This is a genomic window from Haloarcula ordinaria (assembly GCF_029338275.1).
GTDB lineage: Archaea > Halobacteriota > Halobacteria > Halobacteriales > Haloarculaceae > Haloarcula > Haloarcula ordinaria.
The window spans coordinates 3,017,459-3,040,805 of sequence record NZ_CP119789.1; the positions used below are offsets into that span (position 1 = coordinate 3,017,459).

Annotated in this window: 26 protein-coding genes and 1 pseudogene; 13 read left to right on the top strand and 14 right to left on the bottom strand. The window is 68.4% G+C overall.

Annotation, left to right across the window (positions count from 1 at the left end; all coding sequences use genetic code 11):
• Positions 1 to 12 precede the first annotated feature (12 nt).
• The 4 genes from P1L41_RS15855 to P1L41_RS15870 are packed head-to-tail and all read right to left on the bottom strand — an operon-like array spanning position 13 to position 4,324.
• The gene (locus P1L41_RS15855; RefSeq protein WP_276296689.1) at positions 13 to 1,068 is read right to left on the bottom strand and encodes an ABC transporter ATP-binding protein; all 1,056 of its coding nucleotides are present in this window, start codon (positions 1,066 to 1,068) and stop codon (positions 13 to 15) included.
• A complete protein-coding gene (locus P1L41_RS15860; protein WP_379789082.1) occupies positions 1,058 to 2,896 on the bottom strand; it encodes an ABC transporter permease in 1,839 nt (612 codons plus the stop codon). Before P1L41_RS15860 ends, P1L41_RS15855 begins: the two co-directional genes overlap by 11 nt.
• 4 nt (positions 2,897 to 2,900) lie before the next feature.
• Entirely contained in the window at positions 2,901 to 3,962 is a 1,062-nt protein-coding gene (locus P1L41_RS15865) for a thiamine ABC transporter substrate-binding protein (protein WP_276296690.1), read from the bottom strand.
• Positions 3,963 to 4,015: 53 nt separating this feature from the next.
• Complete coding sequence (locus P1L41_RS15870; RefSeq protein WP_379789173.1) at positions 4,016 to 4,324, bottom strand: DUF5658 family protein; 309 nt, start codon at positions 4,322 to 4,324, stop codon at positions 4,016 to 4,018.
• A 150-nt stretch (positions 4,325 to 4,474) separates the two neighbouring features.
• Here P1L41_RS15870 and P1L41_RS15875 point away from each other — a divergent pair, with 150 nt between their 5' ends.
• From P1L41_RS15875 to P1L41_RS15895, 5 genes are all read left to right on the top strand, one after another.
• Entirely contained in the window at positions 4,475 to 5,131 is a 657-nt protein-coding gene (locus P1L41_RS15875; RefSeq protein ID WP_276296692.1) for a sugar phosphate isomerase/epimerase family protein, read from the top strand.
• 62 nt (positions 5,132 to 5,193) lie between these two features.
• The gene (pdhA, locus tag P1L41_RS15880; protein WP_276296693.1) at positions 5,194 to 6,306 is read left to right on the top strand and encodes a pyruvate dehydrogenase (acetyl-transferring) E1 component subunit alpha; all 1,113 of its coding nucleotides are present in this window, start codon (positions 5,194 to 5,196) and stop codon (positions 6,304 to 6,306) included.
• A gap of 54 nt (positions 6,307 to 6,360) precedes the next feature.
• On the top strand, positions 6,361 to 7,083 hold the full coding sequence (locus P1L41_RS15885) for a profilin-fold protein (RefSeq protein WP_379789085.1): 723 nt from the start codon (positions 6,361 to 6,363) through the stop codon (positions 7,081 to 7,083).
• A gap of 74 nt (positions 7,084 to 7,157) precedes the next feature.
• A complete protein-coding gene (locus P1L41_RS15890) occupies positions 7,158 to 7,310 on the top strand; it encodes a hypothetical protein (protein WP_276296695.1) in 153 nt (50 codons plus the stop codon).
• A gap of 57 nt (positions 7,311 to 7,367) precedes the next feature.
• Entirely contained in the window at positions 7,368 to 7,829 is a 462-nt protein-coding gene (locus tag P1L41_RS15895) for a nucleoside deaminase (protein WP_276296696.1), read from the top strand.
• 4 nt (positions 7,830 to 7,833) lie between these two features.
• Here P1L41_RS15895 and P1L41_RS15900 read toward each other — a convergent pair whose 3' ends face one another.
• Both P1L41_RS15900 and P1L41_RS15905 read right to left on the bottom strand, forming a co-directional pair.
• Positions 7,834 to 7,989: a hypothetical protein gene (locus P1L41_RS15900; protein WP_276296697.1), complete on the bottom strand. Its 156-nt coding sequence runs from the start codon at positions 7,987 to 7,989 to the stop codon at positions 7,834 to 7,836.
• A gap of 147 nt (positions 7,990 to 8,136) precedes the next feature.
• Positions 8,137 to 8,331: a cold-shock protein gene (locus P1L41_RS15905; RefSeq protein ID WP_276296698.1), complete on the bottom strand. Its 195-nt coding sequence runs from the start codon at positions 8,329 to 8,331 to the stop codon at positions 8,137 to 8,139.
• 245 nt (positions 8,332 to 8,576) lie between these two features.
• On the opposite strand from P1L41_RS15905, the pseudogene P1L41_RS18755 reads away from it, so the two are divergent.
• The 3 genes and pseudogenes from P1L41_RS18755 to P1L41_RS15915 all read left to right on the top strand — a co-directional run.
• Positions 8,577 to 8,738, top strand: a pseudogene (locus P1L41_RS18755) (ArsR family transcriptional regulator); the annotation flags it as partial.
• Positions 8,677 to 9,045: an ester cyclase gene (locus P1L41_RS15910; protein WP_465260858.1), complete on the top strand. Its 369-nt coding sequence runs from the start codon at positions 8,677 to 8,679 to the stop codon at positions 9,043 to 9,045. The pseudogene P1L41_RS18755 and the gene P1L41_RS15910, both read left to right, overlap by 62 nt.
• A gap of 105 nt (positions 9,046 to 9,150) precedes the next feature.
• A complete protein-coding gene (locus tag P1L41_RS15915; RefSeq protein ID WP_276296700.1) occupies positions 9,151 to 9,594 on the top strand; it encodes an ester cyclase in 444 nt (147 codons plus the stop codon).
• Here the strand turns inward: P1L41_RS15915 and P1L41_RS15920 are convergent.
• Together P1L41_RS15920 and P1L41_RS15925 are read right to left on the bottom strand one after the other, a co-directional pair.
• Positions 9,588 to 10,556, bottom strand: a complete 969-nt coding sequence (locus P1L41_RS15920; RefSeq protein WP_276296701.1) for a nucleoside hydrolase — start codon at positions 10,554 to 10,556, stop codon at positions 9,588 to 9,590. The two genes, P1L41_RS15915 and P1L41_RS15920, sit on opposite strands and share 7 nt — an antisense overlap.
• A gap of 68 nt (positions 10,557 to 10,624) precedes the next feature.
• Complete coding sequence (locus P1L41_RS15925; protein ID WP_276296702.1) at positions 10,625 to 12,145, bottom strand: phytoene desaturase family protein; 1,521 nt, start codon at positions 12,143 to 12,145, stop codon at positions 10,625 to 10,627.
• Between the two features lie 102 nt (positions 12,146 to 12,247).
• Between P1L41_RS15925 and P1L41_RS15930 the strand changes: the two genes are divergently transcribed.
• Positions 12,248 to 13,312: a Brp/Blh family beta-carotene 15,15'-dioxygenase gene (locus tag P1L41_RS15930; protein ID WP_276296703.1), complete on the top strand. Its 1,065-nt coding sequence runs from the start codon at positions 12,248 to 12,250 to the stop codon at positions 13,310 to 13,312.
• A 50-nt stretch (positions 13,313 to 13,362) separates the two neighbouring features.
• Here the strand turns inward: P1L41_RS15930 and P1L41_RS15935 are convergent, their stop codons facing one another.
• From P1L41_RS15935 to P1L41_RS15950, 4 genes are all read right to left on the bottom strand, one after another.
• Entirely contained in the window at positions 13,363 to 14,061 is a 699-nt protein-coding gene (locus P1L41_RS15935) for a type 1 glutamine amidotransferase (RefSeq protein ID WP_276296704.1), read from the bottom strand.
• Positions 14,062 to 14,145: 84 nt separating this feature from the next.
• Positions 14,146 to 15,252, bottom strand: a complete 1,107-nt coding sequence (locus P1L41_RS15940; protein ID WP_276296705.1) for a glutamate-cysteine ligase family protein — start codon at positions 15,250 to 15,252, stop codon at positions 14,146 to 14,148.
• 443 nt (positions 15,253 to 15,695) lie between these two features.
• On the bottom strand, positions 15,696 to 16,166 hold the full coding sequence (locus P1L41_RS15945) for a PIN domain-containing protein (protein WP_276296706.1): 471 nt from the start codon (positions 16,164 to 16,166) through the stop codon (positions 15,696 to 15,698).
• A complete protein-coding gene (locus tag P1L41_RS15950) occupies positions 16,163 to 16,414 on the bottom strand; it encodes a hypothetical protein (RefSeq protein ID WP_276296707.1) in 252 nt (83 codons plus the stop codon). The genes P1L41_RS15945 and P1L41_RS15950 overlap by 4 nt, the downstream gene beginning before the upstream one ends.
• A 372-nt stretch (positions 16,415 to 16,786) precedes the next feature.
• Between P1L41_RS15950 and P1L41_RS15955 the strand changes: the two genes are divergently transcribed.
• The 3 genes from P1L41_RS15955 to P1L41_RS15965 are packed head-to-tail and all read left to right on the top strand — an operon-like array spanning position 16,787 to position 19,311.
• Positions 16,787 to 17,440 carry a DsbA family protein gene (locus P1L41_RS15955; RefSeq protein WP_276296708.1) on the top strand — a complete coding sequence of 218 codons (654 nt, stop codon included), beginning with the start codon at positions 16,787 to 16,789 and terminating at the stop codon, positions 17,438 to 17,440.
• Positions 17,440 to 18,042 carry a hypothetical protein gene (locus tag P1L41_RS15960; RefSeq protein WP_276296709.1) on the top strand — a complete coding sequence of 201 codons (603 nt, stop codon included), beginning with the start codon at positions 17,440 to 17,442 and terminating at the stop codon, positions 18,040 to 18,042. The genes P1L41_RS15955 and P1L41_RS15960 overlap by 1 nt, the downstream gene beginning before the upstream one ends.
• Before the next feature lie 54 nt (positions 18,043 to 18,096).
• Positions 18,097 to 19,311: an MFS transporter gene (locus P1L41_RS15965; protein WP_276296710.1), complete on the top strand. Its 1,215-nt coding sequence runs from the start codon at positions 18,097 to 18,099 to the stop codon at positions 19,309 to 19,311.
• 15 nt (positions 19,312 to 19,326) lie between these two features.
• Here P1L41_RS15965 and P1L41_RS15970 read toward each other — a convergent pair whose 3' ends face one another.
• Entirely contained in the window at positions 19,327 to 20,514 is a 1,188-nt protein-coding gene (locus tag P1L41_RS15970) for a redox-regulated ATPase YchF (protein WP_276296711.1), read from the bottom strand.
• Between the two features lie 109 nt (positions 20,515 to 20,623).
• Positions 20,624 to 21,628, bottom strand: a complete 1,005-nt coding sequence (locus P1L41_RS15975) for a deoxyhypusine synthase (RefSeq protein WP_276296712.1) — start codon at positions 21,626 to 21,628, stop codon at positions 20,624 to 20,626.
• A 135-nt stretch (positions 21,629 to 21,763) separates the two neighbouring features.
• On the opposite strand from P1L41_RS15975, the gene P1L41_RS15980 reads away from it, so the two are divergent.
• Positions 21,764 to 23,347, top strand: coding sequence for a succinic semialdehyde dehydrogenase (locus tag P1L41_RS15980; RefSeq protein ID WP_276296713.1), 1,584 nt, complete (start codon positions 21,764 to 21,766; stop codon positions 23,345 to 23,347).

A 23,347-nucleotide genomic window follows, 5' to 3' on the forward strand; every position in this document is an offset into this window, starting at 1 on the left:
CACGGACGGCGTTTACCCCTGCAAGACGTGTGCGTCGCCCGGCTCGAACCCGACGCGTATCTCCCCCGACGGCTGTGTGGCCGTCCGAACGAGTATCTCCCTGTCTCCCCAGCCGAGGTGGACCCGTGTCACGTCGCCCAGGAACTCCGCGCTCCGGACCGTGCCGGTGAGCGTGTTCTCGCCACCGCCGAGCGTCAGCGTCTCCGGGCGCACGCAGAACGTACAGCGGTCACCCGGGGAGACGGTGTCAGCCACGGCGACCGAGAGACGTTCGCCGCCGACGGCGACCGACGCGATGCCGTCGCGCACCGCTCGGACCTCCCCCGTGAACACGTTGTTGTCGCCGACGAACTCGGCGACGAACTCGGTGGCTGGCTCGCGGTAGATGGTCCGCGGCGACCCGACCTGTTCGGGCGCGCCGGCGCGCATCACCGCTACCCGGTCGGAGATGGCCAGCGCCTCCTCCTGGTCGTGAGTGACGTAGACCGTGGTGATGCCAAGTTCCGCCTGAATCTCCCGCACCTGGACCCGGAGCCGCTCGCGTAGTTTCGCGTCGAGCGCGCTCATCGGCTCGTCGAGGAGGAGCACGTCCGGACCGGGCGCGAGCGCCCGCGCGATGGCGACGCGCTGCTGCTGGCCGCCGGAGAGCGTCTCTGGGTCCCGGTCGGTCATCCCGGCGAGGTCGACCAGGTCCAGCAGGTCGGCGACGCGCTGCGCCGTGCTGACCCGGCCAGGCGGGTCGGCGAAGTTGAGGCCGTAGGCGACGTTCTCGCCGACGGTCATGTGCGGGAACAGGGCGTAGCTCTGGAAGACGACACCGACGTCGCGGTCCTCCGGGGGGACGCCGGCGACGCTCTCGCCGCCGAAGCGCACCGTCCCCGCCGTCGGTGCTTCGAACCCCGCGAGCAGCCGGAGCGTCGTCGTCTTGCCACAGCCAGAGGGCCCGACGAGGGTGAAGAACTCGCCCTCCTCGACGGCCAGCGAGACGTCGTCGACGGCCGTCGTCTCGCCGTACCGCCTGGTGACGCCGTCGAGTTCGACTGCGGGCGCGTCGTCCTCAGAGGGCATCCGTCTCACCCCCCAGCCGGTCGATGACGAGGAAACTCGCGCTGGTGACCACCAGCAGAACGACGCCCATCGCCGTCGCGGGCCCGAGCCGGCGGCCGATGAACCGCTCGATGGCGATGGGCATGGTGAACTGGCTGGTGCCCGAGGCCAGCACGATGGTCGCCGAGAACTCGCCGATGGAGATGGCGACGGCGAAGGCCGCACCGGCGACGACGGCCGGCCAGACCAGTGGGAGCTCGATGTCAGCGAGCACCCGAGCCCGCGAGGCCCCGAGCGCCCGCGCGGACTCGACCAGCGAGCGGTCCAGCCCCTCCAGGCCGGGCGCGACGGTGCGAACGACGAAGGGGTAGCCCGCGACGGCGTGGGCGGCGACGATAGCCAGTGCGCCGCCGACGGCGAGTCGCGTCCCGCCCACTTCGACCCCGAAGACCAGACCACGCAGGAGCCCCAGGCCGACGATGATGCCCGACACCGCCAGGGGGGCCATCGCCACGACGTCGAGGACTTTCCGCCCACGGTAGCGGCGGGTCGTGAGAACGGCGACGACGACGCCCATCGGGAGCGCAACCGCCAGGGCCGCGGCCGCGAACAGCAGCGAGTTCCTGACCGCGTCCCAGGGCTGGACCTGGAACGAGGCCCCCGATGCCTGCCGTTCGAGGAGGAACTCGTAGTGGGCCAGCGTCGCGCCGTTCGGTCCGGTGAGGCTCGCGTACACCATGCTCGCGATGGGCGCGACGAACACCGCCAGCGCGACCACGCTGTACGCCGCCAGTCCCGCACGGGGGAGGAGTTCGCGGAGCGACAGCGACGGCGGGACGATGGGGCGGCGCGGCAGCGGGCGAATCCCGTCCGACGAGATGCTGTGGCGCGCCTCGTAGCGGAGGTAGCCGTACAGCAGCGACAGCGAGATGGCCAGTTCGACCAGCGCCAGCGCGGCCGCCTCGGCGTACTCCAGGTCCCGGACCAGGCGGTAGACGAACACCTCGACGGTGGCGAGTTCGAACCCGCCGAGCGCGAGGACGATTGGGAAGGTCCCGAACGTGAACACGAAGGTCAGGACCGCACCCAGCACCACCGAGGGGTACAGCTGCGGAGCGACCACGTCACGGAAGGCCCGGGTCGGCGACGCCCCCAGGCTGCGGGCCGTCTCGACGGCGCTCGCGTCGACGGACTCCCAGGCGGCCGTCGTCACCCGCGCGACCAGCGGCGCGTTGTAGAACGCGTGGGCGATAATGACTGCTTCGAGGGTGAACAGCAGGTCGACCTGGCCGAGCCCGACCGCGCCGAGCACGGTGTTCAGCGTCCCGTTCCGACCGAACGTCGCGACGAAGCCCACCGCGACCATGATGGAGGGGAGGACGAAGGGAAGGATGGTCAGCGAGCGCAGCGTCCGTCGGCCGGGGAACTCGTAACGGGCCAGCAGGTACGCGGCGGGGAGGCCGAGGGCGACGCTCGCGACCGAGGAGAGCGCCGCCTGGTAGGCCGTGAAGCCGACGACGCCCAGTCGCGGGTCGCCGGAGAGCACGCTGTCGAGGACGGCTGTGGGCGGGGTGCCCGTGAGCAACCGCGCGGGCTCGCCGAAGTAGAACGGGTCCGAGAGGACGGCCCAGAACACCGACAGTGTCACCCGACCGTCGACCACGACGCTCTCGACGAACACCGTCGCCACCGGGTAGTAGAAGATGCCGAGCAACACGAGGACCGTCCCGGTCGCGAGGACCGGCAGGGCACGGCGGTCGAGTGTCCCACGGAGTAGCGCGCGCCAGCGGTGCCGTCGCTCGTCGTGCGCCCGACCGTCCGACGCGCCCGTCTCGGTGCTGCGGGCCACGCGTTCAGTTCTCGGCGAACTGTCGTTCCCAGGCTTCGATCCAGCCACTGACCGACCCCTGGAGTTCGTCGTAGGTAAACGTCACCGGTTCCGGCGGTTCCTTCGCGAGCTCGGCGTAGTCCTCGGGCAGTGCCGCGTCAGTGGTCGCCGGGAAGGCGACGTTCCGCACGGCGATCTCGCCCTGCACCTCGGGGCGCAGCAGGAACGACATGAACTCGCGGGCCAGCTCGGGTTCGTTGGCGTCCGCGAAGACGGCCATCCCCTCGGGGTTGGCGTAGCCCTGGTCGTTGAGGAAGCGGATCTGGTGTTTCTCCAGATTGGCGTCGTTCCGATCGGCGAACACCTGGTCGGTGGAGTAGGAGACGACCATCGGGGCCTCGCCGGCCGACCACGCGCTGTAGGCGTCGCTCCACGACCCGAGCACGCGCACGTCGTTCGCCTGCAGGTCCGCCCAATAATCCAGGTAGCCGTCGGGACCGAACGCCGCGACGGTGTGGAGCAGGAACGCCCGCCCGGTCGCCGAACTCGCGGGGTTCTGCGCGATGAGGTCGCCGGCGACGTCCTCGGCGAGCAGTCCCTCGAACGTCTCGGGGGCTGTCATCGAGGTGCCGTCGTAGACGAGACTCACGTAGCCCGTGTCGAAGGGCACGGCCCGGTTATCGGGGTCGAACGACAGCTGTGACTTGACGCTGTCGGCACCCTCGACGTCGCCGGCCTCGGCGAACAGCCCGTCGTCGAGCTGGTCGTCGATGCGCACCAGGTCGTCGACGTTCAGTCCGACGTAGACGTCCGTCTCGGTGTCGACGCCGGCGTTCTTGCGTTCGATGTAGTGGTTCACCTCGTTCTCGGGCGTCTGCCAGATCAGGCGCGCGTCGAACTCGGACTCGAACTGCTCTTTGAGCCAGGCGCCGGGGCTCGTCGAGGGCGCGTCGATGAACGCGCTGTAGGTCCCGACCACGAGCGTCCGCTCGTCGTCCGGCTCGGATTCTCCCGCGATGCCACTGCAACCGGCGACGGTCGTCGCGACCGTCGCACCCGCCGCCGTCAGGAAGGTCCGGCGTTTCATTACTCGGTGATTTCACTCGGTGGTACATAAACGAACCGTTACGCGGCGCCGCCTCACCAGGGGAGTGTCACGCCGGTCAACACGAGGACGTTGTTGGCGACGACGGCGAGGGTCACGACGGCGAACAGCGCGAGGAATATCGACGCGTTCCGGTCCGAGAGCAGCGTCCACCCGGCCACCAGCCACACCATCGCCGCGAACTTCACGAGGAAGAGCCCGCCCAGCCCGAGGGTCGACAGCGACGCTGCGACGACGGCGTTCCCCTCCCGGAACCCGTTGGCGAGTCCCGTCATCGTCAGCAGGATGTCGGCCACCGTTGCGAGGACGATGACCGTCCAGAGGACGGCGTGCGCTCGCGTCATCCGTCGTTCGAGCCGCGGCGTGAACAGCGGCTCACCGTCCCCACCTGCCCCGTCTGTCATCGGCGTAGCCAGGGGAGCGACGGCAAAGAATCCCGTGGTCGAGGGGAGGCCCAGAGGTTTACACCCCTCCCGTGCGCAGTGAGCACGCACATGGACCTCATCGGCAAGTGCCCGCCGGACGCCGATTCGCTCGAAGCGGCAGCGGCCCGTGGATTCGACCGGGTCGAGCTGTATCTGACCCCCGCCGACCTCGACGACATCGAGGCGACCGCTGTGACCGTCGCACGGTCGGCGGTCGACGCCGCTTCGGTCCATACGCCCCACGCGGTGCCCGAGGACGGCGAGACGTTCCGCCGCGCCGACGACCTGGCCTGCCGGCTCGACGCCTACCTGGTCGTCCACAGCCAGTACGCACTGCACACCCACACCCAGCTGCTCGACAGCTACGGCTTCGAGGCCCCGTACGGCTACGAGAATAACCCCGGCGCGAGCGTCTTCCATCTGGAGCGCCAGTTGTTCGACCGCGACTACGAGCTCGTCCTCGACACAGCACACCTCTACGCGGCCGAAGCTGCCTATCTGGAGTCACTGGAGCATCTGTTGACGACCTACGGCGACCGGATATCGGTCGCTCACCTGACCGACGGGACCCGAACGACAGACGGGCTCACCATCGGCCGAGGGGACATCGACCTCGAGACGACGGTCGACCTGTTAGAGCGGCAGTACGACGGCCTGGTCGTCCTCGAAGTGATGCCCGACGACCAGCGAGCCGGCCGGCAGACGATCCTCGACTGGCTCGAGTGAGCGAACGGGCTCGCACCCAGACACACCTTTTTGAGGCGTCCGGTCCAGTGTCACGTCATCCGATGACAGACGACGTGCTCGACAGGGCGCCGGACGACCGCGTGCAGGTCCTCGACGCGGAGGGACAGGTCACGGCACCCGACCTCGTCCCCGACCTGGCCGACGAGACGCTGGTGGGGATGCTCCGGGACATGCGCTTCGCCCGGCGCTTCGACGAGCGGATGATCAGCCTCCAGCGCCAGGGTCGACTCGGTACGTACGCCTCGCTCGCCGGGCAGGAGGGGTCACAGATAGGGTCGACGTACGCGCTGGCCGACGACGACACGCTGTTCTTCCAGTACCGCGAACACGGGGCGCTCGTCGCCCGGGGCCTCCCCTGGGAGTACGTGCTCTACTGGATGGGCCACGAGGCGGGCAACGCCGCGCTCGCGGACATCAACGTCTTCCCGCTGAACATCTCCATCGGCGGGCACATCCCCCACGCAGTCGGGTGGTCCTGGGCGGCAAAACGGAAGGGCGACGACCGGGTCGGCGTCGTCCACTTCGGCGACGGCGCGACCAGCGAGGGCGACTTCCACGAGGCGATGAACTTCGCCGGGGTGTTCGACACGCCGACGCTGTTCGTCTGCAACAACAACCAGTGGGCCATCTCGGTACCCCGCGAGCGTCAGACGGCGAGCGAGACCATCGCCCAGAAGGCCGCCGCCTACGGCTTCGACGGCGTCCAGGTCGACGGAATGGACCCGCTCGCGACCTACGTCGTCACGAAGGCCGCCCGCGAGCGGGCGGTCGACCCGCCGGACGGGACACCGCGTCCAGTACTCCTCGAAGCCGTCCAGTACCGCTTCGGCGCACACACGACTGCCGACGACCCGGACGTCTATCGCGACGAGGACGAGGTCGAACGGTGGCGCGAGCGTGACCCGCTCACCAGGTTCGAAGCGTTCCTTCGGGACCGTGGCCTGCTGGACGACGACCGGCTCGACGCGATGGACGCGGAGATAGCGGACACGCTCTCTGCTATCGTCGACCGCGCCGAGGAGTACGCGCCAGACCCGACCGACCTCTTCGCCGACGTCTACGCCGAGTCGACGCCGAACGTCGACGCCCAGCAGGAGTACTTCGAGGCGCTCCGCGACCGTCACGGGGACGACGCGCTGCTCGACGACTGGTGAGTCGTCGAGGCCGACACCGGATGGATTATGCCCGTCGCGGTGCTCCGGGGAGTCGTGACCGAGTGGCCACCAGTCGACCCGACGGAGACCACCGACATCGCCGAGCACCGCGACGACGTCCTGGCCGCGGTCCGCGACCACGCCGGCCGCCTGGCCTACGAACTCGCGCGGCTGGAAGGCGGTGACTACGGCCAGAAGACCGTCGAGACCGACCGGGGCGAGTGGACGGTGAAGTACGAGGCCGGCGACCTGGAGTACCTCCGGTTCGACCCGAACCGCGGCGCGGAGACGTACGTCGTCTCGACGAAGCAACCAGCGGAGCCGGCGGCGCTTGCCGACGCACTCACGGACTACGACGCCTTCGTGACGGGGTTCAACGAGTACGTCCGCTCGCTTGAGGGGGTCCTCGACGACGTCCCGACGGAGTTCCCCGCGGTCACGTCGACCGACGGCGTCGTCGCCGAGCGCGACCGGGTGCTGGACCGCGTGCGGGAGGTCTGTGACCACATCGCCGGCCAGCTGCACCGCTACGAAGGCGGCGACTACGGGACGTTCACCACCAGGGTCGACGGGACCCGGTGGGAGCTGAAGTGGGACCGCGACGGCGTCTCGTACCTCCGGGCCGGCGGGTCGAACGGCGTGTATCTCATCTCCCAGTACGACCAGCCCGCGGCGGCAGACATCCGGGAGTACGCACCCCGGTTCCACGATTTCGTGGCGGCGTACAACGACCACGTCGAGGACCTGGAAGCCGACCTCGCCACCGTCTCGCTTTGAGCGGGGCCACACGGGCGGCCCGGCGATGGGAGTAAACGATATCTAACTAACATCATTCCCGACGCAACTCCACCATGGATCAGGCCACCGCACCCGACTACGTGTATCTCTGCGTCGACGAAGGCGACGACGTCGACGCGCTGGTACTCGCCTTCCGGAAGGACGGGAAGCTGTACGAACTGGCCGAGTTACCGCCTGGGGCCAAGGGCACCCTCGAGCGCTGCTGAGCGCCTCCGGTCACGTTCAGCCCCAGAGTATACTTGGGCTCGGCTCTTCCCCGCGGTATGGATAGCGCGTTCGAGGGATTCGGCCACGAATCCCACATGCGTCGCGCGTTCGCCCTCGCTCGGACGGCCGTCGAGCGTGGCGACCGCCCCTTCGGGTCTGTGCTCGTCCGTGACGACGAAATCGTGATGGAAGCGTCGAATCGGGTTCTCACCGACGACGACGTGCGGGCCCACCCGGAACTGACGCTGGCGGCACAGGCACTCCGCGAATGCACGCCCGATGAGCGCGCCGAGACCGTGTTGTACACGAGCACGGAACCGTGCCCGATGTGTGCCGGCGGCATCCGTCACGCGGGGCTGGGACGGGTCGTCTACAGCGTCGGCGGCGACGAGATCGGCGCGTTCACGGACCAGGGCGCGCCGGTGCGCTCCGGCGACATCCTCGAGGGGACCACGGAGGTCGTCGGCCCGGTGCTGAACGAGGAGGGCCGGGCAATCCACGAGGCGTTCGACTGGTAGCCGGTCAGCGGTTCCACTCGTAGAACCACCACGCTCCGCCAAGCGCCATCAGTCCGAGTCCGAGCGCGGACGTCGCCGGTTCCGGAATCACGAACAGCACGAGCCCGACCAGGAACATCGTGACCGGTTCGACCTCGTCGAGATACTTCACGAAATCCATGCGAACAGCTTGGTCGCCCGACACTATAAACACGGCTGGCGGTCAGACTGTTCGCCGCTCGGGTCCCGCCGCTACGCTCGGTGGAGTGGTCTGAAAGAAGTTGTCGAGAGATAGGTGTCGCCGCGAGGCGACAGTGAAATCCCGGAGTTACTGTCGAACGACGTTCTTCGCGCGCGGGCCCTTCGGGGCCTGCTCGATGTCGAATTCGATGTCGGTGCCTTCTGCTAGGTCCTCGCCGCCAACGTCTTCCATGTGGAAGAACACGTCGTCGTCAGAGTCCTCAGTCGCGATGAAACCGTAGCCGCCTGTGTCGTTGAAGAAATCAACCTTACCGTTTGCCATTACATATAGTACGAGTCCGGTCGTACGGATAAGGGTTCCGACATTGTTTCGAGAACCGGGTTTTTCTCAGACGAACGTCTGTGAAACAGGACTCTATCTGAATATTTGTTTTTCTTCGGCCGCGATACGCCGGTTCGCTGTCCGATTCGTCACATCCGTGCGGTACTTCTGTGGTCCTTCGGATTCCGGTCGGACGCGAAAGCGGTGGTGAGAACGCCGATGCCGCATCCGTGCGTACGTCTCTCATGGACGGGACGGACACCCTCGAGGAGGCCTCGTTCCTCGTGCGCTCGCCGCACCGCATCCAGATCCTCGAGGCGCTCCGAGAGGCGCCACAGACCCGTGGTGACCTCGTGGACCGAACGGGCGTCTCACGGATCACGCTTGGACGGTCGCTGGGCACCATGGCGGACCGGAAGTGGCTCGCCCGAACCGACGGCCGGTACCACATCCGGCCGCTCGGCGAACAGCCCCGACGCGGTCGAGGCGTATTGTACCGAGGATTTCGTCAGCCACGAACCCGGACAGACCATCGAGGGCTGTGCGGCGTATCGGGAGTTCGAAGCCGAGCTCCGGCGTGCGATGCCCGACCTCGAAGGCTCGATCGACTCCGTCGTCGCCGAGGACGGCAAGGTCGCCGCGTGCTGGCACGAGTACGACCGGCTGGGCATGATGCAGCAGCTCGGGGTCGTCCCCGAGAACCCGACGGCCTGAGATACCCGTTTTCCGCGCTCCGACCCGGACAGTTCAGGGCATAAACATCACGGTTCATCACAGCGCTTATGCTCCGGTCAGCTGTACGTTCGGACGGGAGGAGGTATGGTTTCACAAAGTCAATATCCGACGGTCAACGAGGCGCTGGTCAGGAACGTGTTCGACGCAGTCTGGGGTCCTGACGGCGGCCCGGATGCTATCGACGACTACTTTACGATCGATTTCGTCGACCACGAGCCGGGACGGACCATCGAGGGTCGGCCGGCCTACAAGGACTACGTCCGTGACCTCCTCTCGGGCATGCCCGACTTCGCGGGGTCGACCGAACTCGTCATCTGTGACGGCGACTACGTCTCGGTCCGGTACACCGTCACCGGCACCCACGTCGGTACCTTCTGGGGCATCGAGCCCACCCGCGAGCAGGTCGAGGTCGACGGAACCGTCGTCTACCACGTCGTCGACGGGCGAATCGACGAGCGGTGGAACGCCTACGACCGGCTCGAGCTGCTCGAACAGCTCGGCGTCGGGCCGGGGCAACTCGACTACTGAGGGGACTCAGACAGCGACCGCATCGGGTCGCCGTGATGCAGCATGTCGCGGAGCATCCGCTCGAACGCCGCCCCGTCGATGGATTCGACCACACGCGTTCGCGGCTCGCCGTCGGTGACGCCGTGCTCGTCCACGAGGCTGTACCCCCGGGTCAGTCCCTCGCGCTCGTCGACGTCGACGAAGTAGGTCCCGGATTCCGTGACGATGTCGGGGTCGAGCAGACACGCCACGGCGAGCGCATCCGGGACGGTGACGCTGTCGACGCCGCGGCGCTCCTTCGAGAACTCACGTGCGTGGTCGGTGACCGTCGCGAAGAAGTCGGCGTAGGGCGTCTCGGCATCGGCGAGTTCGTCGACCGTCTCGCCGGCGAGCGCCCCGTCGCGGACCGTCACGCCCCAGTCGACCAGCGTCACGTCCAGTTCATCGAGTGCGACCTTCGCGGCGTCGGGGTCGACCCAGAAGTTGAACTCCGCGGCCGGCGTCTCGTTGCCGAGCGTGTTCACCGCGCCGCCCATCACCCAGACCTCGTCCAGGAGGTCGTTCAGGTCGGGTTCACGGCGGAGTGCCAGTGCGACGTTCGTCAACGGGCCGAGACAGGCGAGGCTCACCTCACCGGGCGACTCGCGGGCGACATCGACGATAGCGTCGACGGCGTGGCCGTCGGCCGACGGGATACCGGTGTCCGGGAAGAGGTCGCCGCCCAGCCCACCCGCGCCGTGGACGTGGTCGACGTGGTCGAACTCCTTGAGTAGCGGCCGGCGGGCGCCTTCGTACACCGGGACGCCCTCGGAGCCGGCGAGCTCGAGCGCGTACTTCGCGTTCTCGACCTGGTACTCGAACTCGACGTTGCCGGCGACGACGGTCAGTGCCTCGACGTCGACGGGTTGGGCGAGTGCGGCCAGCAGGATGGCCTGTGCGTCGTCGGCGGCGGTGTCCGTGTCGATGATGAGTCGCTGTGCCACACCGTCGATTCGGCCGGGCGGCAGTTAACAGTCCCCCCGTGACCCCGCCTGCCCGCGGGCCCGTCCGGTCAGTGGCCGGGGAGGACGGCGGGACCCGCGACGAGGCCCGGGTAGTCCTCGAGGACGGCGCCGGCGGTGTGCTCGCCGCTGATGAGACACATCGGCATCCCGATGCCCGGGGTGGTGTACGCGCCGGTGTAGTAGAGGCCGTCCAGGCCCGCGCGGTGGCCCGGCCGGAGCGGGCCAGTCTGGAAGAGGGTGTGGGCCAGCCCGAGGGCGGTCCCGTCGGGGTCGCTGTAGCGCTCCGCGAACTCGCTGACGCAGGCCGACTCCTCGACGACGATGCGGTCGCGCAGGTCGACGCCGGCGTGGGCCGCGAGGTCGTCGAGGACCTTCTCGCGGAAGCGCGCCCGCACGTCCGGACCGTCGTCAAGGCCGGGCGCGATGGGAACGAGGACGACGACGGCGTGATGGCCGTCGGGCGCGACGGTGTCGTCGGTCTTCGACGTGACCGAGAGGTAGTACGCCGGGTCGTCGGGCCAGCGCGTCGTCTCGAAGATAGACTCGAAGTGTGCGTCCCAGTCCGTCGGGAGCACCAGCGTGTGGTGCGCAAGGGAGTCTAAGTCCCCCTCGACGCCGAGGTAGAGCATGAACGCGGAGGGTGCGTAGGTCTGCCCGTCCCAGTATCCGGGGTCGTGGTCGCGGGCCGCCGGGTCAAGCAGCTCACGTTCGGTGTAGGCGGGGTTGGCGTTGCTGACCACGAGGTCGGTCGCCCGCTCGCCGGCGTCGGTCGAGAGCGTGAACTCGCCGGCCGAGCCGTCGATGTGTTCGACCGTGACGTCGGTCTCGATGGTCACGCCCTGCTCCCGGCAGAGCGTCGCGAGTGCGTCGGCGACACCGGCGATACCCCCCGTCGGGTAGAAGACGTTCAGGTCCAGGTCGACGTGGCTCATGATGCTGTACAGCGCCGGGGTGTTGTGCGGCGACCCGCCCAGGAACACCAGCGTGTACTCCAGCAGCTGACGGAGCTTCGGGTGGTCGACGTATCGTGAGACGTAGTCGTCCATGTTCCCGAACAGGCGCAGGCGGGGCGCAAGCGGCAGGAGGTCGGTGTCGACGTAGTCGACCAGTCGCTCGCGGCCCTCGTAGACCACGCGGTCCATCGCCAGCTGGTAGTTGCGCTCGGCGGCCGCGAGGTACCGGTCGAGCGCCGCCTCGGCGCCGTCTTCGTAGGACTCGAACACCTCGCCGACCTGTCGCCGGTCCGGCCGGATGGTCACCGAGTCGCCGTCCTTCCAGTGGACCCGGTACTGCGGGTCCAGTCGCTCCAGCTCGTAGTAGTCGCCGGGGTCGTGGTCGAAGTGCGAGAAGAAGCGCTCGAAGACGTCCGGCATCAGATACCAGGACGGACCCGTGTCGAAGCGAAAGTCGTCGCGTTCGAGGACGCCCGCGTGGCCGCCCACCCGGTCGTGCTGTTCGAGCAGGGTCACGTCGGCGCCGGCCCGTGCGAGGTACACGGCCGCCGAGAGGCCGCCGAAGCCACCCCCGACGACGGTCACCGTCCGGTCCGCGGAGAGCCCGTTCGCCATACGCGTGCTGTCAGGACCGGGGTCATGAGAGGGTAACCCGCGTTTTCAGTGTCCGGGATTCGGAGGGGCGTTTATGAGGCGTGTGTCCATAGCCCACGGCTGATGAGCGCGCTCACTCAGGGGTTCCTCGACCGATGGCACCGACGCGCGGACGCACATCCGTCGCTGATACTCTCGCGGGCGGCCCTCGTAGCCCTCGCGGCCGGGTTCCTCGTGGCCCGGGCCGCCGGCATCACAGTCCCCCTGCGCGCCCAGATGGTCGTCTACCTGGTCGGGATGGTGGCGCTGAACCTCCCCCACGGGGGGTACGAGCACTTCGAGAACCTCCGCCGGCGCCGGCCGACCTTCCGCTGGCGGTACGTCGGTCTGTATCTGGGCGCCATCGCGGCGTTCGTAGGGCTGTTGCTGGTCGCGCCCGTCGCCGGCCTGGCGCTGGCGCTGGTCGTCGCGATGGCCAAGGGTGGCCTCGGCGACCTGAAGGTCCTGGAAGCCACGAGCGGGACCGACCACCTCCGCACCCGGCCCCAGCGGTACCTCGCGGCGACGGTCCGGGGCGGGGCAGTCATGCTCGTCCCCATCGTCTTCTGGCCAGGGACGTTCCACACGTTCAGCGCGCTGATGGTGGGGCTGGTCGAGCCGGGGGCGCTGGCGCCGTACACCCAGTACTTCGAGACCACGCGCCTGCTCGCTGGCGTCGGCTACGGCGGGGCGCTGGTGGTCCACGTTGCGCTTGGGTACGTCCGCGGCGGCGGCCGCTCCTGGCTCGTCGACGCCGGGGAGTCGACGCTCCTGGCCGGATTCTTCGCCGCCGTGCCCGTCCTCGTGGCGGTGGGCCTGTACTTCCCGTGCTGGTACTCCGCGCGGCAGGTCGCCCGGACGCAGGCCGTCGACGCCGACCCCGTCGGCGACGGCGACTGGGACCTGCTCGGCGGGGCCGACGCCTCGACCGTGGCCCTGCGGGCCTGGGGGGTGCTCATCGCCGGTGCGCTGGCGACGTTCGGCGTGCTGGCGGCCGTCTACTGGGCCGTCCCGAACCCGCTTGCGGGCGTCGGTCTGCTGCCCGGTGCGGTGGCGTTCTGGAGCATATTCATCAGCATCGTCGCGCTCCCGCACGTCGTCGTCGGGTCCGTGCTGGACGAAGAGCGCGGTATCTGGTACGTGCCCTGAGGCGTACAATCGCCGACTGGGGGCGCTCTGCTATCCCGCTCGACCGGTCGTCAGTCGACGCTGGCGCGCGTTCGCTGGACGTCGCGAACGAAGTCGAGGAAGTTCCCGAACAGCCGCTTGGCCTCGCAGGCGGCCTCGTAGGTCTCGGCGTCGATGCCGTCGAGCACCCGCTCGATACGCTCGTCGGGGAGGTCCTTGTTCTCGGTGACCGACCGGGCGGTCGCCGTGTCGTACTCGGGGTGGAACTGGACGGCGAAGGCACGGCCGGCCCGGAACCCGTGGATCCCGTAGTCGTTGCGGGCGAAGACGGTCGCGCCGGGCGGTGCTTCGACGACGCGGTCGGAGTGGGTGGTAAAGACCGTGAACTCGCGGTCGACGCCAGCGAGCAGCCGGTTGTCGCCGTCCTGTCGGACGGTCCGGTAGCCGATCTCGTACTCGTCCATTGACTCGACGCGCCCACCCATGACGTCCGCGAGCAGCTGGTGGCCGTAGCAGACGCCGAGCGCCGGCAGGCCAGCCTCGACGGCATCGCCGACCCAGGTCTTCAGGCGGCCGATCCACTCCCGGTCCCAGTAGACCGACGCGGCGGACCCGGTTACGACGAACGCGTCCCAGCGGAGGTCCTCGGGCAGGTCGCCCGACGGCGCGTGGAACTCGACGAGGTCGGCGTCGAGTTCCCGCTGGAAGTTCTCGCGGGTGTCGACCCGCTCGTGGGCGGCGTTCAGCAACGCGATGCGAAGCGGTCTCATGAGCAGACGGTCCGGGTTGCGGACGGAAGACGGTTTACCACGCTAGCGGGGCCCGGCGAGCGAAGGGGGGACTGCCCGACACCGTCAGTCGGCATTGATGGAACGACGGTTGCGGACCGCCTGTTCGAGCACCTCGGCGTACTCCAGGCGCCGGTCCCGGGCCGCCTCGGCCGTGATAGTCTCGCCGCTGTCGACGTGGGCGGTGAGCGGGTCGTACGCCGCGACGTCGAACCCCATCCGTTCGAGGTAGCCACGGACGCCGTCGTCGAGGCCCTCCCGGATGGCGGCGTCGCCGTACTCGAGGACGGCGTCGAACGACGGGAGGACCATCCCCTCGTCGGTCCGGTGGCCGGTCTCGCCCTCGATGCGCACCGTGCCGTCACGGACGCTGGCGGTCACCTCGGCCAGCCGGTCGGCCAGCCGGACAACCTGGTCCGGCAGCGCCGCGTCCGCGGAGCGCCACTCGACGGTATCGAACCGCTCGCGGAACTGCACCGGCGTCCAGACGGCGCTCTCCGGGCCGAAGTTCGCCTCCAGGGTCGCCCGGTCGACGCCCGCGTCCAGCGTCGCCGTGACGAACTCCTCGTAGCGACGCTCCAGGCGGCGCGTCCACTCCCGCTCGTCGTCGATGTACGACCAGAGCCGTCCCTGGTGGGGCATGCTGTCGTACGCTTCCCGGCGGTACAGCATCGAGCGTGCGCCCGCTGCCAGCCGTTCCCCCCGGTAGTACGGCGAGGAGTTGAGCAGCGCCAGGGCCGGGTCGAGCGCGACGAAGGCGTTCAGCTGGTCGACCTCGTGGCCGGGCTGCTGTTCGACGTGGATATGTGTCCCGGCGCAGTGACGGACGTGCCTGAACTCGTCGCCGATCACCTCGTTCTGGATGCGCGTTCGGTCGCTGGGTATCTCGTCGACGTCCGCACCGGCCAGCGGCGTCGCCAGCGGGACGAGCCGCTTGCCCGACGCCTCGGCCATGTCGAGCACCGCTTCGAGCCGGTCGAACAGCTCCTCGCGCAGTTGAGCCGTCGTCTCGCAGGGCGTCGTCTTTATCTCGAGCAGCGGGCGGACGAACTCCCGTTCGGCGCCGGCCGACGCCGATGCCAGTTCACCCGGCTCGACCAGTTCGCCCCGCTCGTCGACCACCCAGTACTCGACCTCGATGCTCCGCCGAATGGGTTGCGTGGTGTCGGACACGGTAAAGGACCCGTCAGGTCGGCCGAGCCGCCCGGCGCTGGCTGCCGTCGCGACACCCGCTCGAATCGTGCATGATAACAGTTGTCACAGTCACGTGTGTTCGGGATAGCCGCCGCAATAAAAATCTTCTGCGTATAACCCCCAATATACCTTATATCCTCACACAACTTTTCCCAATAAGGGATTACAAATGGAGTGTTTTGGCTATTTTCGAAACATATGTTTTTATACAGTCTCACCCCTCCGGTCAGACACAGCTGAGCGGCTTCCAGTCGAGTAGCCACTTTCGTCTGTCCTCTCTCAGCGGGTAGCAGACGCGATTCTCCGACATTCGTTCACTTCTCCTCGCAAATGTATGGAGAGAAAGCTGGCCTCGGCACTCACAACCGACAATCTACCCATAGAGACTGTGATTAGCGCGGCTATAGAGCCCGCTCGTGCCGTTACTGTTCGTCCAGCATCTGGATACCGCACTCGACGACCGCCTCGGTCACGAAAAGACTCGTCTCACGCTGGAGTGTTCGCATACGCGATGTCGCCTCGTCCCTGTTGAGCAATCCGCGACCGTGACCCAGCGCGATGACGCCGATGGAACCGTGTACTTCGACGCCCACATCGGACGCTGCCTGCCGGGCAGCGAGGTCGTCCGTTAGGAGAACGACGCCCCGTTCGATAGCGACCGCAATCGCGGCGCGTTCTCCGGCGTCCAGTTTCTCAGCTCCGGCTCGACTGTCATCGGCTTCGACGAGTTCGTACGAGAGGTCGGCCAACCCGTCCGGAACACCACCGGCGTCGATCTCCTTGTAAACCGTCTCTGGAACCAGAAGTGTGTCGAACGCCTCGAGCAGTTCGAGCGAATCGATTTCGGCGAGGTGAATGAGCGGTCCCGCGTCCGAGACAGCCACAAGCGTCACGCGTTCAGGCCCCAGTCGACGTCTTCCTCGACGACCTCGCGCTCTCGGTCCACTCGCTCGACTTTCGTCCGACCGACGCGCTCTATCGCTTCCTCGCGGTCAAGTTCCCCGTCAAGGTACTGTGCGAGTACGAGGTCCTCCCACAGGTCTTCGAGACCGCGTTCGAGGGCTTGCTCGAACACCTCGGACTCCGGAAGCCCACGAGCTTCGGCGATTTCTCGAACCCGGTCGGAGATTTCGGCGGCCATGGCGTATCATTGCTCGGCAGCGTTCTTAAATCCGTGTCTGCCTGCTTGGCGTAGATCTGACCGGGGCAGCTGTCTACTGTGGCCACGACTATAGTAGCCATTGAAAGTCAGTGCACATCCGACCGCACGACAGCAGTGCGGTCGGTGTGTAAACCGTCTCAATTGTTACTATAGATGCCCTTAGAGACGCCGTCTCCCCTCAAAAGTGGCGGCCTCGGCACTCATAGGGCTCGTCACCGTCCGGGAGTCACCCGGACTCGGCCCCGAAGCGTCGTCATCGGCCAGACCAGGGTAGACGCCCCTCCGGCAAGACGGTTATCACTCGCGCACAGGGGAACAAACGATAAACGGCCGGGGACCCTCCGGACGACTATGAAGCGACGACGGTTCCTGGGACTCGCGGGCGCGAGTGCCGTCGCCGGACTCGCGGGCTGTGGCGGCAACGAGTCGACGGGCGAGTCCATCGAGGACCACCCGGCAGCGACGGACCTCGAGGCCCAGCCGCGGCAGGGCGACCTGGGCGGCCACGTCGTCCTCACGTTCGAGGACCCGTCCTGTGAGCGCTGTGCAGCGTTCCACGAGAACACGGTGCCCGAGATGCGGTCGGCCCTCGTCGACCCGGGGCTGGGCGCGTACGTCGTCCGGACCTACCCGGTCATCTTCCCGTGGGGCGAGCCGGCCACCTACGCGCTGGAGGCGACGTTCGACCGCGACGAGGACGCGTTCTGGTCGCTGCTGGAGCACTACTTCGCGAGGCGCGGGCAGTTCAATCAGGACAACGTGTTGCGTCTGACCGCCGAGTACCTGGACAGCGAAACGGGCCTCGACGGAGGCCAGATTGCCGCTGACGCCGAGAACCGGACCTACGAGGAGCAGGTTCAGGCCGACATCCAGGCCGCCGAGGACGCCGGCCTCGGGCAGACGACGCCCGTCGTGTTGCTCTTCCGGGATGGCAACTTCGTGACGAAGGTCAACGGGAGCGTCAGCTACGACGTCATCGCGGAGGCACTCGGGGAGGCGGAGTGATGGGCGCCGTTCGGCGGTCGGTCCGGCTGCCGACCCGGCGTGCCGACTGGCGGCTGATGGCCCGGACGGCGCGGCTCGTCCTGACGCTGCCGACGTACGCCGTCGTGGCGGCCCTCGCGGCCGTCGTCGCGCTGACCGTGTTCGTCGTCTCGCTGAACGTCACGCTCGTCCTGGACCTCGTCGTCGGAGGGTCGCTGCCCCTCGCCAGCCGCCTGGTCGTGCTGACCGAGCTGTACCCGTTCGTCGGGACCTCGTTCCACTGGTCGCAGGGCGTCCTGCTGCTGGTCGTCGCCCTCCTCTCGGGCGTCGACGTCGCACTGGCGGTGTACCACTTCCGGGAGCACGGGCTGAACCTCCGGCAGGGCGGTGCCGGGGCGGCCGGACTGGTCCTCGGGACGCTCGGCGCCGGCTGTGCGGCCTGTGGCTCGGCGGTCCTGCTGGGGCTACTGTCGCTGCTGGGCGTCACGACCTCGCTGCTCTTCCTCCCGCTGGACGGCCTCGAGTTCGCCCTCCTGGCGCTGGTCGTCCTGACGCTGTCGGTCTACTGGCTCGCCGAGGGGATGCGCGGCGGCGAGATCAACGGCTGTCCGGTGGATATCTGACGGCCGGCAGTCGAACAGATAGACGCTTATGTCCGGCGTGGGGTGTGGCTACTAATGGGCGACGACCAGTCCGTCACGCCGCTGACCTACGCCCTGCTGCTCGCCGGAACGGTGAGCTACACCTGCCTGATGTTCTCCTGGTTCTCGCTGCCGGCGTACCTCTCCTTGCTCATCGAGGAGTTCGGGTTGACCGGGTCGCAGGCGGGGTTGCTCGCCGGGGCCGTGCCGCTGACGTACATCCCCATCGCGCTGTTCTCGGGCGTCGTCGTCGACCGCTTCGGCCCGTTCAACAGCCTGGCGGTCAGCGTCGGCCTCGTCGGCGTCGCACAGGTCGGCCGGAGCGCCGCGACGGGCTATCCGTCACTGCTCGCGTTCACGTTCGTCCTCGGCATCGGCGGGACCGGCATCACCTTCGGGCTCCCCAAGCTCGTCTCGAACCTGTTCCCGAGTGGGCGGACCGGATTCCCCTCGTCGGTGTACCTGCTGGGAGCGTCCGCCGGCACCGCCGGCGCGTTCGCCGTCGGGCGCCCCATCCTCGGCCCGGTACTCGGCGGCTGGCGACCGCTGTTCTACTACACGGGCCTGTTCGCACTGGGCTACGCAGTCGTGCTGGGCGTTGGGGCGCTGCTCCGACCCGCCGCGGGTCGGGCCGCGAGCGCGTCCGAGTTCAGTCTCGACTCGATGCGCCGGGACCTGTCGGCCATCGTCCGGCACCGGGACCTGTTGCTCGTCGTCGCCATCGGGACGATGTACCTGCTCGTCCTCCACGGGATGCAGGGCTGGTTGCCGACCGTCCTGGAGAGTCGTGGCGCCGCACCCGGGCGTGCGGGTCGCGCGACCGGCCTCCTGGTCGCGGCGAACGCCGCGGGCGTCCTGCTCGTCCCCGCGGTCACGGACCGCGTGGGGCATCTCCGCGTGGCTATCGGCGTCTGTGGCGTCGCCATCGCCACCGGCGTCGCCACGGTGGCCCTCACCGGTATCGGTGCCGTGCTGACCGCAGGCGTCGTCGCGACCGGCCTCGGTGTCGGTGGGCTCGCCCCGCTCGTGCGCGTCATCCCGCCGGAGCTCGACGGCATCGGGAGCGCTCGTACGGGGACCGCCGTCGCGCTCGTCTTCGCCGTCGGCGAGGTCGGCGGGTTCCTGGGCCCGCTGCTCATCGGCACGTTTCGCGACCTGACGGCGTCGTTCGTCCCGGGCCTGGCGCTCCTCGCCGTCGGCGGCCTCGTCGTCATCCTCGCCGGCCGGGCGCTCCCGTCGGTCGACGACTGAGCGACCCGCCGGCCGTCAGTTCGTCGTCGTGATCTCGATGACGTCGCAGTGGTCCAGTTCCGTATCGGCACCCACCTGTCGACCCGACCGGACGTTGTGCGCGTGCAGGAACCCGTCGCCGATGTCGGAGTGCAGGAAGTACGCGAAGTCCTCGGCGGTCGACCCGTCGGGAAGGACGAAACAGTCCTGCAGGAAGGTGCCGTCGTCCTGTGGTTTGCGGGCGCCGGGGAAGACGGCGATAGCCTCGAGTTCCTCGAACAGCGCCGTCTCGAGGGCCTGCTGGACGCCGGTGCCGCCGAACTCGCCGACGAACTCGCGAATCTGCTCCAGTCCCTCGGCCTTCTCCTCTGGGAGGTCGGCCGTCACCGCGAAGTCGTCGTCGCCGGGGCGGTAGTCGAGCACCCCCTGCTCGTCGCCGTTCTTCAGCGCCTTCTCGGCGTGGGCCGAGACCGGGACGAACGTCAGGTGCTCGTACTCGGGGTCCTCGGTTATCTCGGCCCAGTTCGTCTGCGCGGCCGGGGTGTCCATCTTGTTGGCCGCGACGAGCATCGGCTTGGTCCGGATACGGATCTCGCGGGCCAGCGCCTCGCGGTCGGCCTCGTCCCACGTGTCGGGGTCGAGTTCGAGGTCCAGCGCGAGGACGACCTGCTTTATCTCGTCCTCGGTGATCTTGAACGCGGACATCTGTTCCGCGAGGTCGTCCTCGATGGCTTTCTCCTCGCCGTGGTAGCCCGAGTGGTAGCGCTCGATACCCTTCTCTAAGATGTCGAGGTACCACATGTCCAGTTCTTCTTCGAGGAAGTCGATGTCGTCGCGGGGGTCGTGGCCTTCAGTTGGCTCGCCTTCCAGGTTCGTCTCCCCTGTGAAGTCGACGACGTGGACGAGCACGTCGGCCTCGTTGAGGTCGGTCAGGAACTGGTTACCCAGGCCTTTGCCTTCGTGGGCCCCGGGGACCAGGCCTGCGACGTCGACGAGTTTCGTCGGGACGAAGCGGACGCCCTCGGCGCAGTAGCCGTGGTTTGGGGTACAGGCGTGTTCGAACTCCGGGGCGGCACAGTCGACGCGGACGTACGCCTCGCCCATCGAGGGGTCGATGGTCGTGAAGGGGTAGGCCCCCTCCGGCACGTCGTTCATCGTCGCGGCGTTGAAGAAGGTGGACTTGCCGACGGAGGGCTTGCCGACGAGTCCGATCTTGTAGCTCATTGCGCGTCTAGAGCGGAATCGGCGGCTAAAACGTTGTCAAACGGAGCGAGAGCGGGTATGCGTAGCAAACACACGGACCGGAGTGGGCCGTTGCAGTCTGCCGGTCGATCTACTCCCCGACCCGTTCGCGGGCGGCGGCGACGACCAGCGGGAGGGTGATGGTCGCGTCGGCGTACACCGAGACGTTCCGGGCGTCTTTCTCCAGTTTCCCCCACGAGCGGGCCTCCTCCAGCGTCGCGCCAGAGAGCCCGCCGGTGTTCGAGGGGTCCATCGTCAGCTGGACGGCGTAGTCGTAGGCGTCCGGCGACACCAGCATCGTCTGGAGGACGTAGTTCTTCGGGACGCCGCCGCCGACGAGCATCGCGCCCGCGCTGTCGGCCTCGTAAGCGATGTCGGTGATGTCAGTCATGTCGGCCAGCGCGTCGACGGTGAACTCGCTGGTCTGGGAGTACATCCAGGCCTGGAGTCCCAGCACCGAGTCCTGGAACGCCGGGCAGTAGACCGGGACGTCGTGTTCGTAGGCCGCTGCCAGCACGCCGGCGTCCTCGGCGACGTCCTCGCGGTCGTTGACCTCGCTGTTGGCTCGCCCCATCGCCTCGGTCATCCGCTGGATGGAGACCGTTCCCTCCGATTCGAGGGCCGAGAACACCTCGTCGCGGAGGTGGTTCTCGAACAGCGCGAAGTGCTCCTGTGGCAGGTAGACGTTGTAGATGCGGTCGACGCCCTCGTCGCGCAGCGTCTCGTCGTGTTCGCGCTCGGTCCGGCCTTCTGGAGTGACCTCGCCGTGGTGGTGCTTCCCACCGATGGCCTCGATGGTGTCGTGGGTCAGGTTCGCGCCCGTCGTCACCAAGACGTCGATGTGGCCGTCGCGGATGAGCTCGCTGACGATGGCGCGCATCCCCGTCGGCACCATCGCGCCAGCCAGACCGAAGAACGTCGTCACGTCGTCAGAAAGTATCTCGCTGTAGACGTCGACGGCCTCGTGGAGGTCGTTCGCGCCGATACCGGCCTCGCCGTAGCTCTCGGCCAGTTCGCCGACGGTCATCCCGGCGCGGGCCTCGGCGTGCCCGATGGGGTCGTGACTGAACGTCTCGCGGTCCTCGTGATCGCTCATTGTCCGTCCGTGGTCGGCCCGTGTGCTTGAACGCCGTGGTTTCGGTTACTGGACTGGGCGGAGCGCTGTGACAGCGGTCCGAAGCCGGTCCCTCGCGGCGAAAGACCATTCATGCCCGCTCCCTTGGACCCGACAATGAGCGCGCCGAACGTCTCGTCGACGTTCCCCGACGCGATCGGCGACCGCCTCGCGGGGAGCGTCACGACCGTCGGCGACCGCGACCCGCTGTGGGTCCGGACGCCGTTCACAAAGGACACTCTTGGGGCCGTTCCGGCCTGCCAGCCGGCCGACGTCGATGAGGCCGTCGCGAACGCGAGGGACGTACAGGCGTCGTGGGCCGACCGCCCCATCGAGGACCGCGCCGCGGTTCTCCAGCGGTTCGCCGACAGCGTCCTGGCGAACCGCTCGGAGCTCCTCGACATCGTCCAGCTGGAGGCCGGCAAGTCCAGATTCGACGCCCACGTCGAGGTCCTCGACGTCGTCCTCACGGCCGACTACTACGCGCGAACGGGGCCGACCCACCTCGCGCCGACCCGGAAGAGCGCGGGCGTCCCGCTGCTCACCAAGGCGGTCGAACACTACGACCCCGTCGGCGTGGTCGGGCTCATCGAGCCCTGGAACTACCCGCTGACGCTCGCCATCTCCGACATGCTCCCCGCGCTCCTGGCGGGCAACGCGGCGGTGCTCAAACCGGCCGAGGCGACGCCGTTCTGTGCGCTCCGGGCCGTCGAACTGCTCGAGGAGGCCGGCGTCCCCGAGGGCCTGGTCCAGGTCGTCACCGGCTACGGCGACACCGTCGGCGAGCGCCTGGTCGCCTCGGTCGACTTCCTCACGTTCACTGGGAGCACGGCGACGGGGCGGGCGGTCGCCGCGACGGCCGGCGAGCACCTCGTGGACACCTCGCTCGAACTCGGCGGGAAGAACCCGGCGCTCGTCTTCGCGGACGCCGACCTCGGCGACGCGGTGCGGGGCCTGGTCCACGGGAGTTTCGCCAACGCCGGGCAGCTCTGTATCGCCTTCGAGCGGATCTTCGTGGAGCGGTCTGTTTACGACGAGTTCCTGACGCGGTTCGTCGACGCGACCGAGTCGCTCGCCCTCGGGGCGGACCTCTCGTTCGACTACGACGTGGGGTCGCTCATCGCCGAGCACCAGCTGGAGACGGTCGAAACCCATGTCGCGGACGCCCGCGAGCGCGGCGCCACCGTCCACACCGGCGGCCGACGCCGTGCGGACGTGGGACCGCTGTGCTACGAGCCGACGGTGCTCACCGACGTCCCCGACGACGCCAGCGTCGCTCGCGAGGAGACGTTCGGGCCGGTCGTCACTATCGCCCCCTTCGACGACCCCGACGCGGCCGTCGAGCGGGCCAACGCCACCGACTACGGCCTCCACGCCAGCGTCTGGACCGACGACAGAGCGCGCGGTGAGGCGGTGGCGCGGCGCATCGAGGCCGGGTCGGTCTCGGTCAACGACGCCTACCTCTCGATGTGGGCGTCGACGGACGCGCCGATGGGCGGCGTGGGCGACTCCGGCATCGGCCGGCGGCACGCGCGCCACGGCATCGAGAAGTACACGCACGCCCAGACGGTGACGACGCAACGGGTCCATCCGCTCGTGCCGGTCGACGCCCTCCCGAACGACGTCGCCGCGGCCGCTGCCACCTGGGGCGTCCGTGCGCTCCGGCGACTCCGACGGCTCGACCCGTTCGAACGCGGCTGA

Coding starts and splice junctions, on each gene's coding strand:
- P1L41_RS15855 (WP_276296689.1), bottom strand. CDS start 1,068: ATGCCCTCTGAGGACGACGCGCCCGCAGTCGAACTCGACGGCGTCACC.
- P1L41_RS15865 (WP_276296690.1), bottom strand. CDS start 3,962: ATGAAACGCCGGACCTTCCTGACGGCGGCGGGTGCGACGGTCGCGACG.
- P1L41_RS15870 (WP_379789173.1), bottom strand. CDS start 4,324: ATGACGCGAGCGCACGCCGTCCTCTGGACGGTCATCGTCCTCGCAACG.
- P1L41_RS15875 (WP_276296692.1), top strand. CDS start 4,475: ATGGACCTCATCGGCAAGTGCCCGCCGGACGCCGATTCGCTCGAAGCG.
- pdhA (WP_276296693.1), top strand. CDS start 5,194: ATGACAGACGACGTGCTCGACAGGGCGCCGGACGACCGCGTGCAGGTC.
- P1L41_RS15890 (WP_276296695.1), top strand. CDS start 7,158: ATGGATCAGGCCACCGCACCCGACTACGTGTATCTCTGCGTCGACGAA.
- P1L41_RS15895 (WP_276296696.1), top strand. CDS start 7,368: ATGGATAGCGCGTTCGAGGGATTCGGCCACGAATCCCACATGCGTCGC.
- P1L41_RS15900 (WP_276296697.1), bottom strand. CDS start 7,989: ATGGATTTCGTGAAGTATCTCGACGAGGTCGAACCGGTCACGATGTTC.
- P1L41_RS15905 (WP_276296698.1), bottom strand. CDS start 8,331: ATGGCAAACGGTAAGGTTGATTTCTTCAACGACACAGGCGGCTACGGT.
- P1L41_RS15915 (WP_276296700.1), top strand. CDS start 9,151: ATGGTTTCACAAAGTCAATATCCGACGGTCAACGAGGCGCTGGTCAGG.
- P1L41_RS15925 (WP_276296702.1), bottom strand. CDS start 12,145: ATGGCGAACGGGCTCTCCGCGGACCGGACGGTGACCGTCGTCGGGGGT.
- P1L41_RS15930 (WP_276296703.1), top strand. CDS start 12,248: ATGAGCGCGCTCACTCAGGGGTTCCTCGACCGATGGCACCGACGCGCG.
- P1L41_RS15935 (WP_276296704.1), bottom strand. CDS start 14,061: ATGAGACCGCTTCGCATCGCGTTGCTGAACGCCGCCCACGAGCGGGTC.
- P1L41_RS15950 (WP_276296707.1), bottom strand. CDS start 16,414: ATGGCCGCCGAAATCTCCGACCGGGTTCGAGAAATCGCCGAAGCTCGT.
- P1L41_RS15955 (WP_276296708.1), top strand. CDS start 16,787: ATGAAGCGACGACGGTTCCTGGGACTCGCGGGCGCGAGTGCCGTCGCC.
- P1L41_RS15960 (WP_276296709.1), top strand. CDS start 17,440: ATGGGCGCCGTTCGGCGGTCGGTCCGGCTGCCGACCCGGCGTGCCGAC.
- P1L41_RS15965 (WP_276296710.1), top strand. CDS start 18,097: ATGGGCGACGACCAGTCCGTCACGCCGCTGACCTACGCCCTGCTGCTC.
- P1L41_RS15970 (WP_276296711.1), bottom strand. CDS start 20,514: ATGAGCTACAAGATCGGACTCGTCGGCAAGCCCTCCGTCGGCAAGTCC.
- P1L41_RS15975 (WP_276296712.1), bottom strand. CDS start 21,628: ATGAGCGATCACGAGGACCGCGAGACGTTCAGTCACGACCCCATCGGG.
- P1L41_RS15980 (WP_276296713.1), top strand. CDS start 21,764: ATGAGCGCGCCGAACGTCTCGTCGACGTTCCCCGACGCGATCGGCGAC.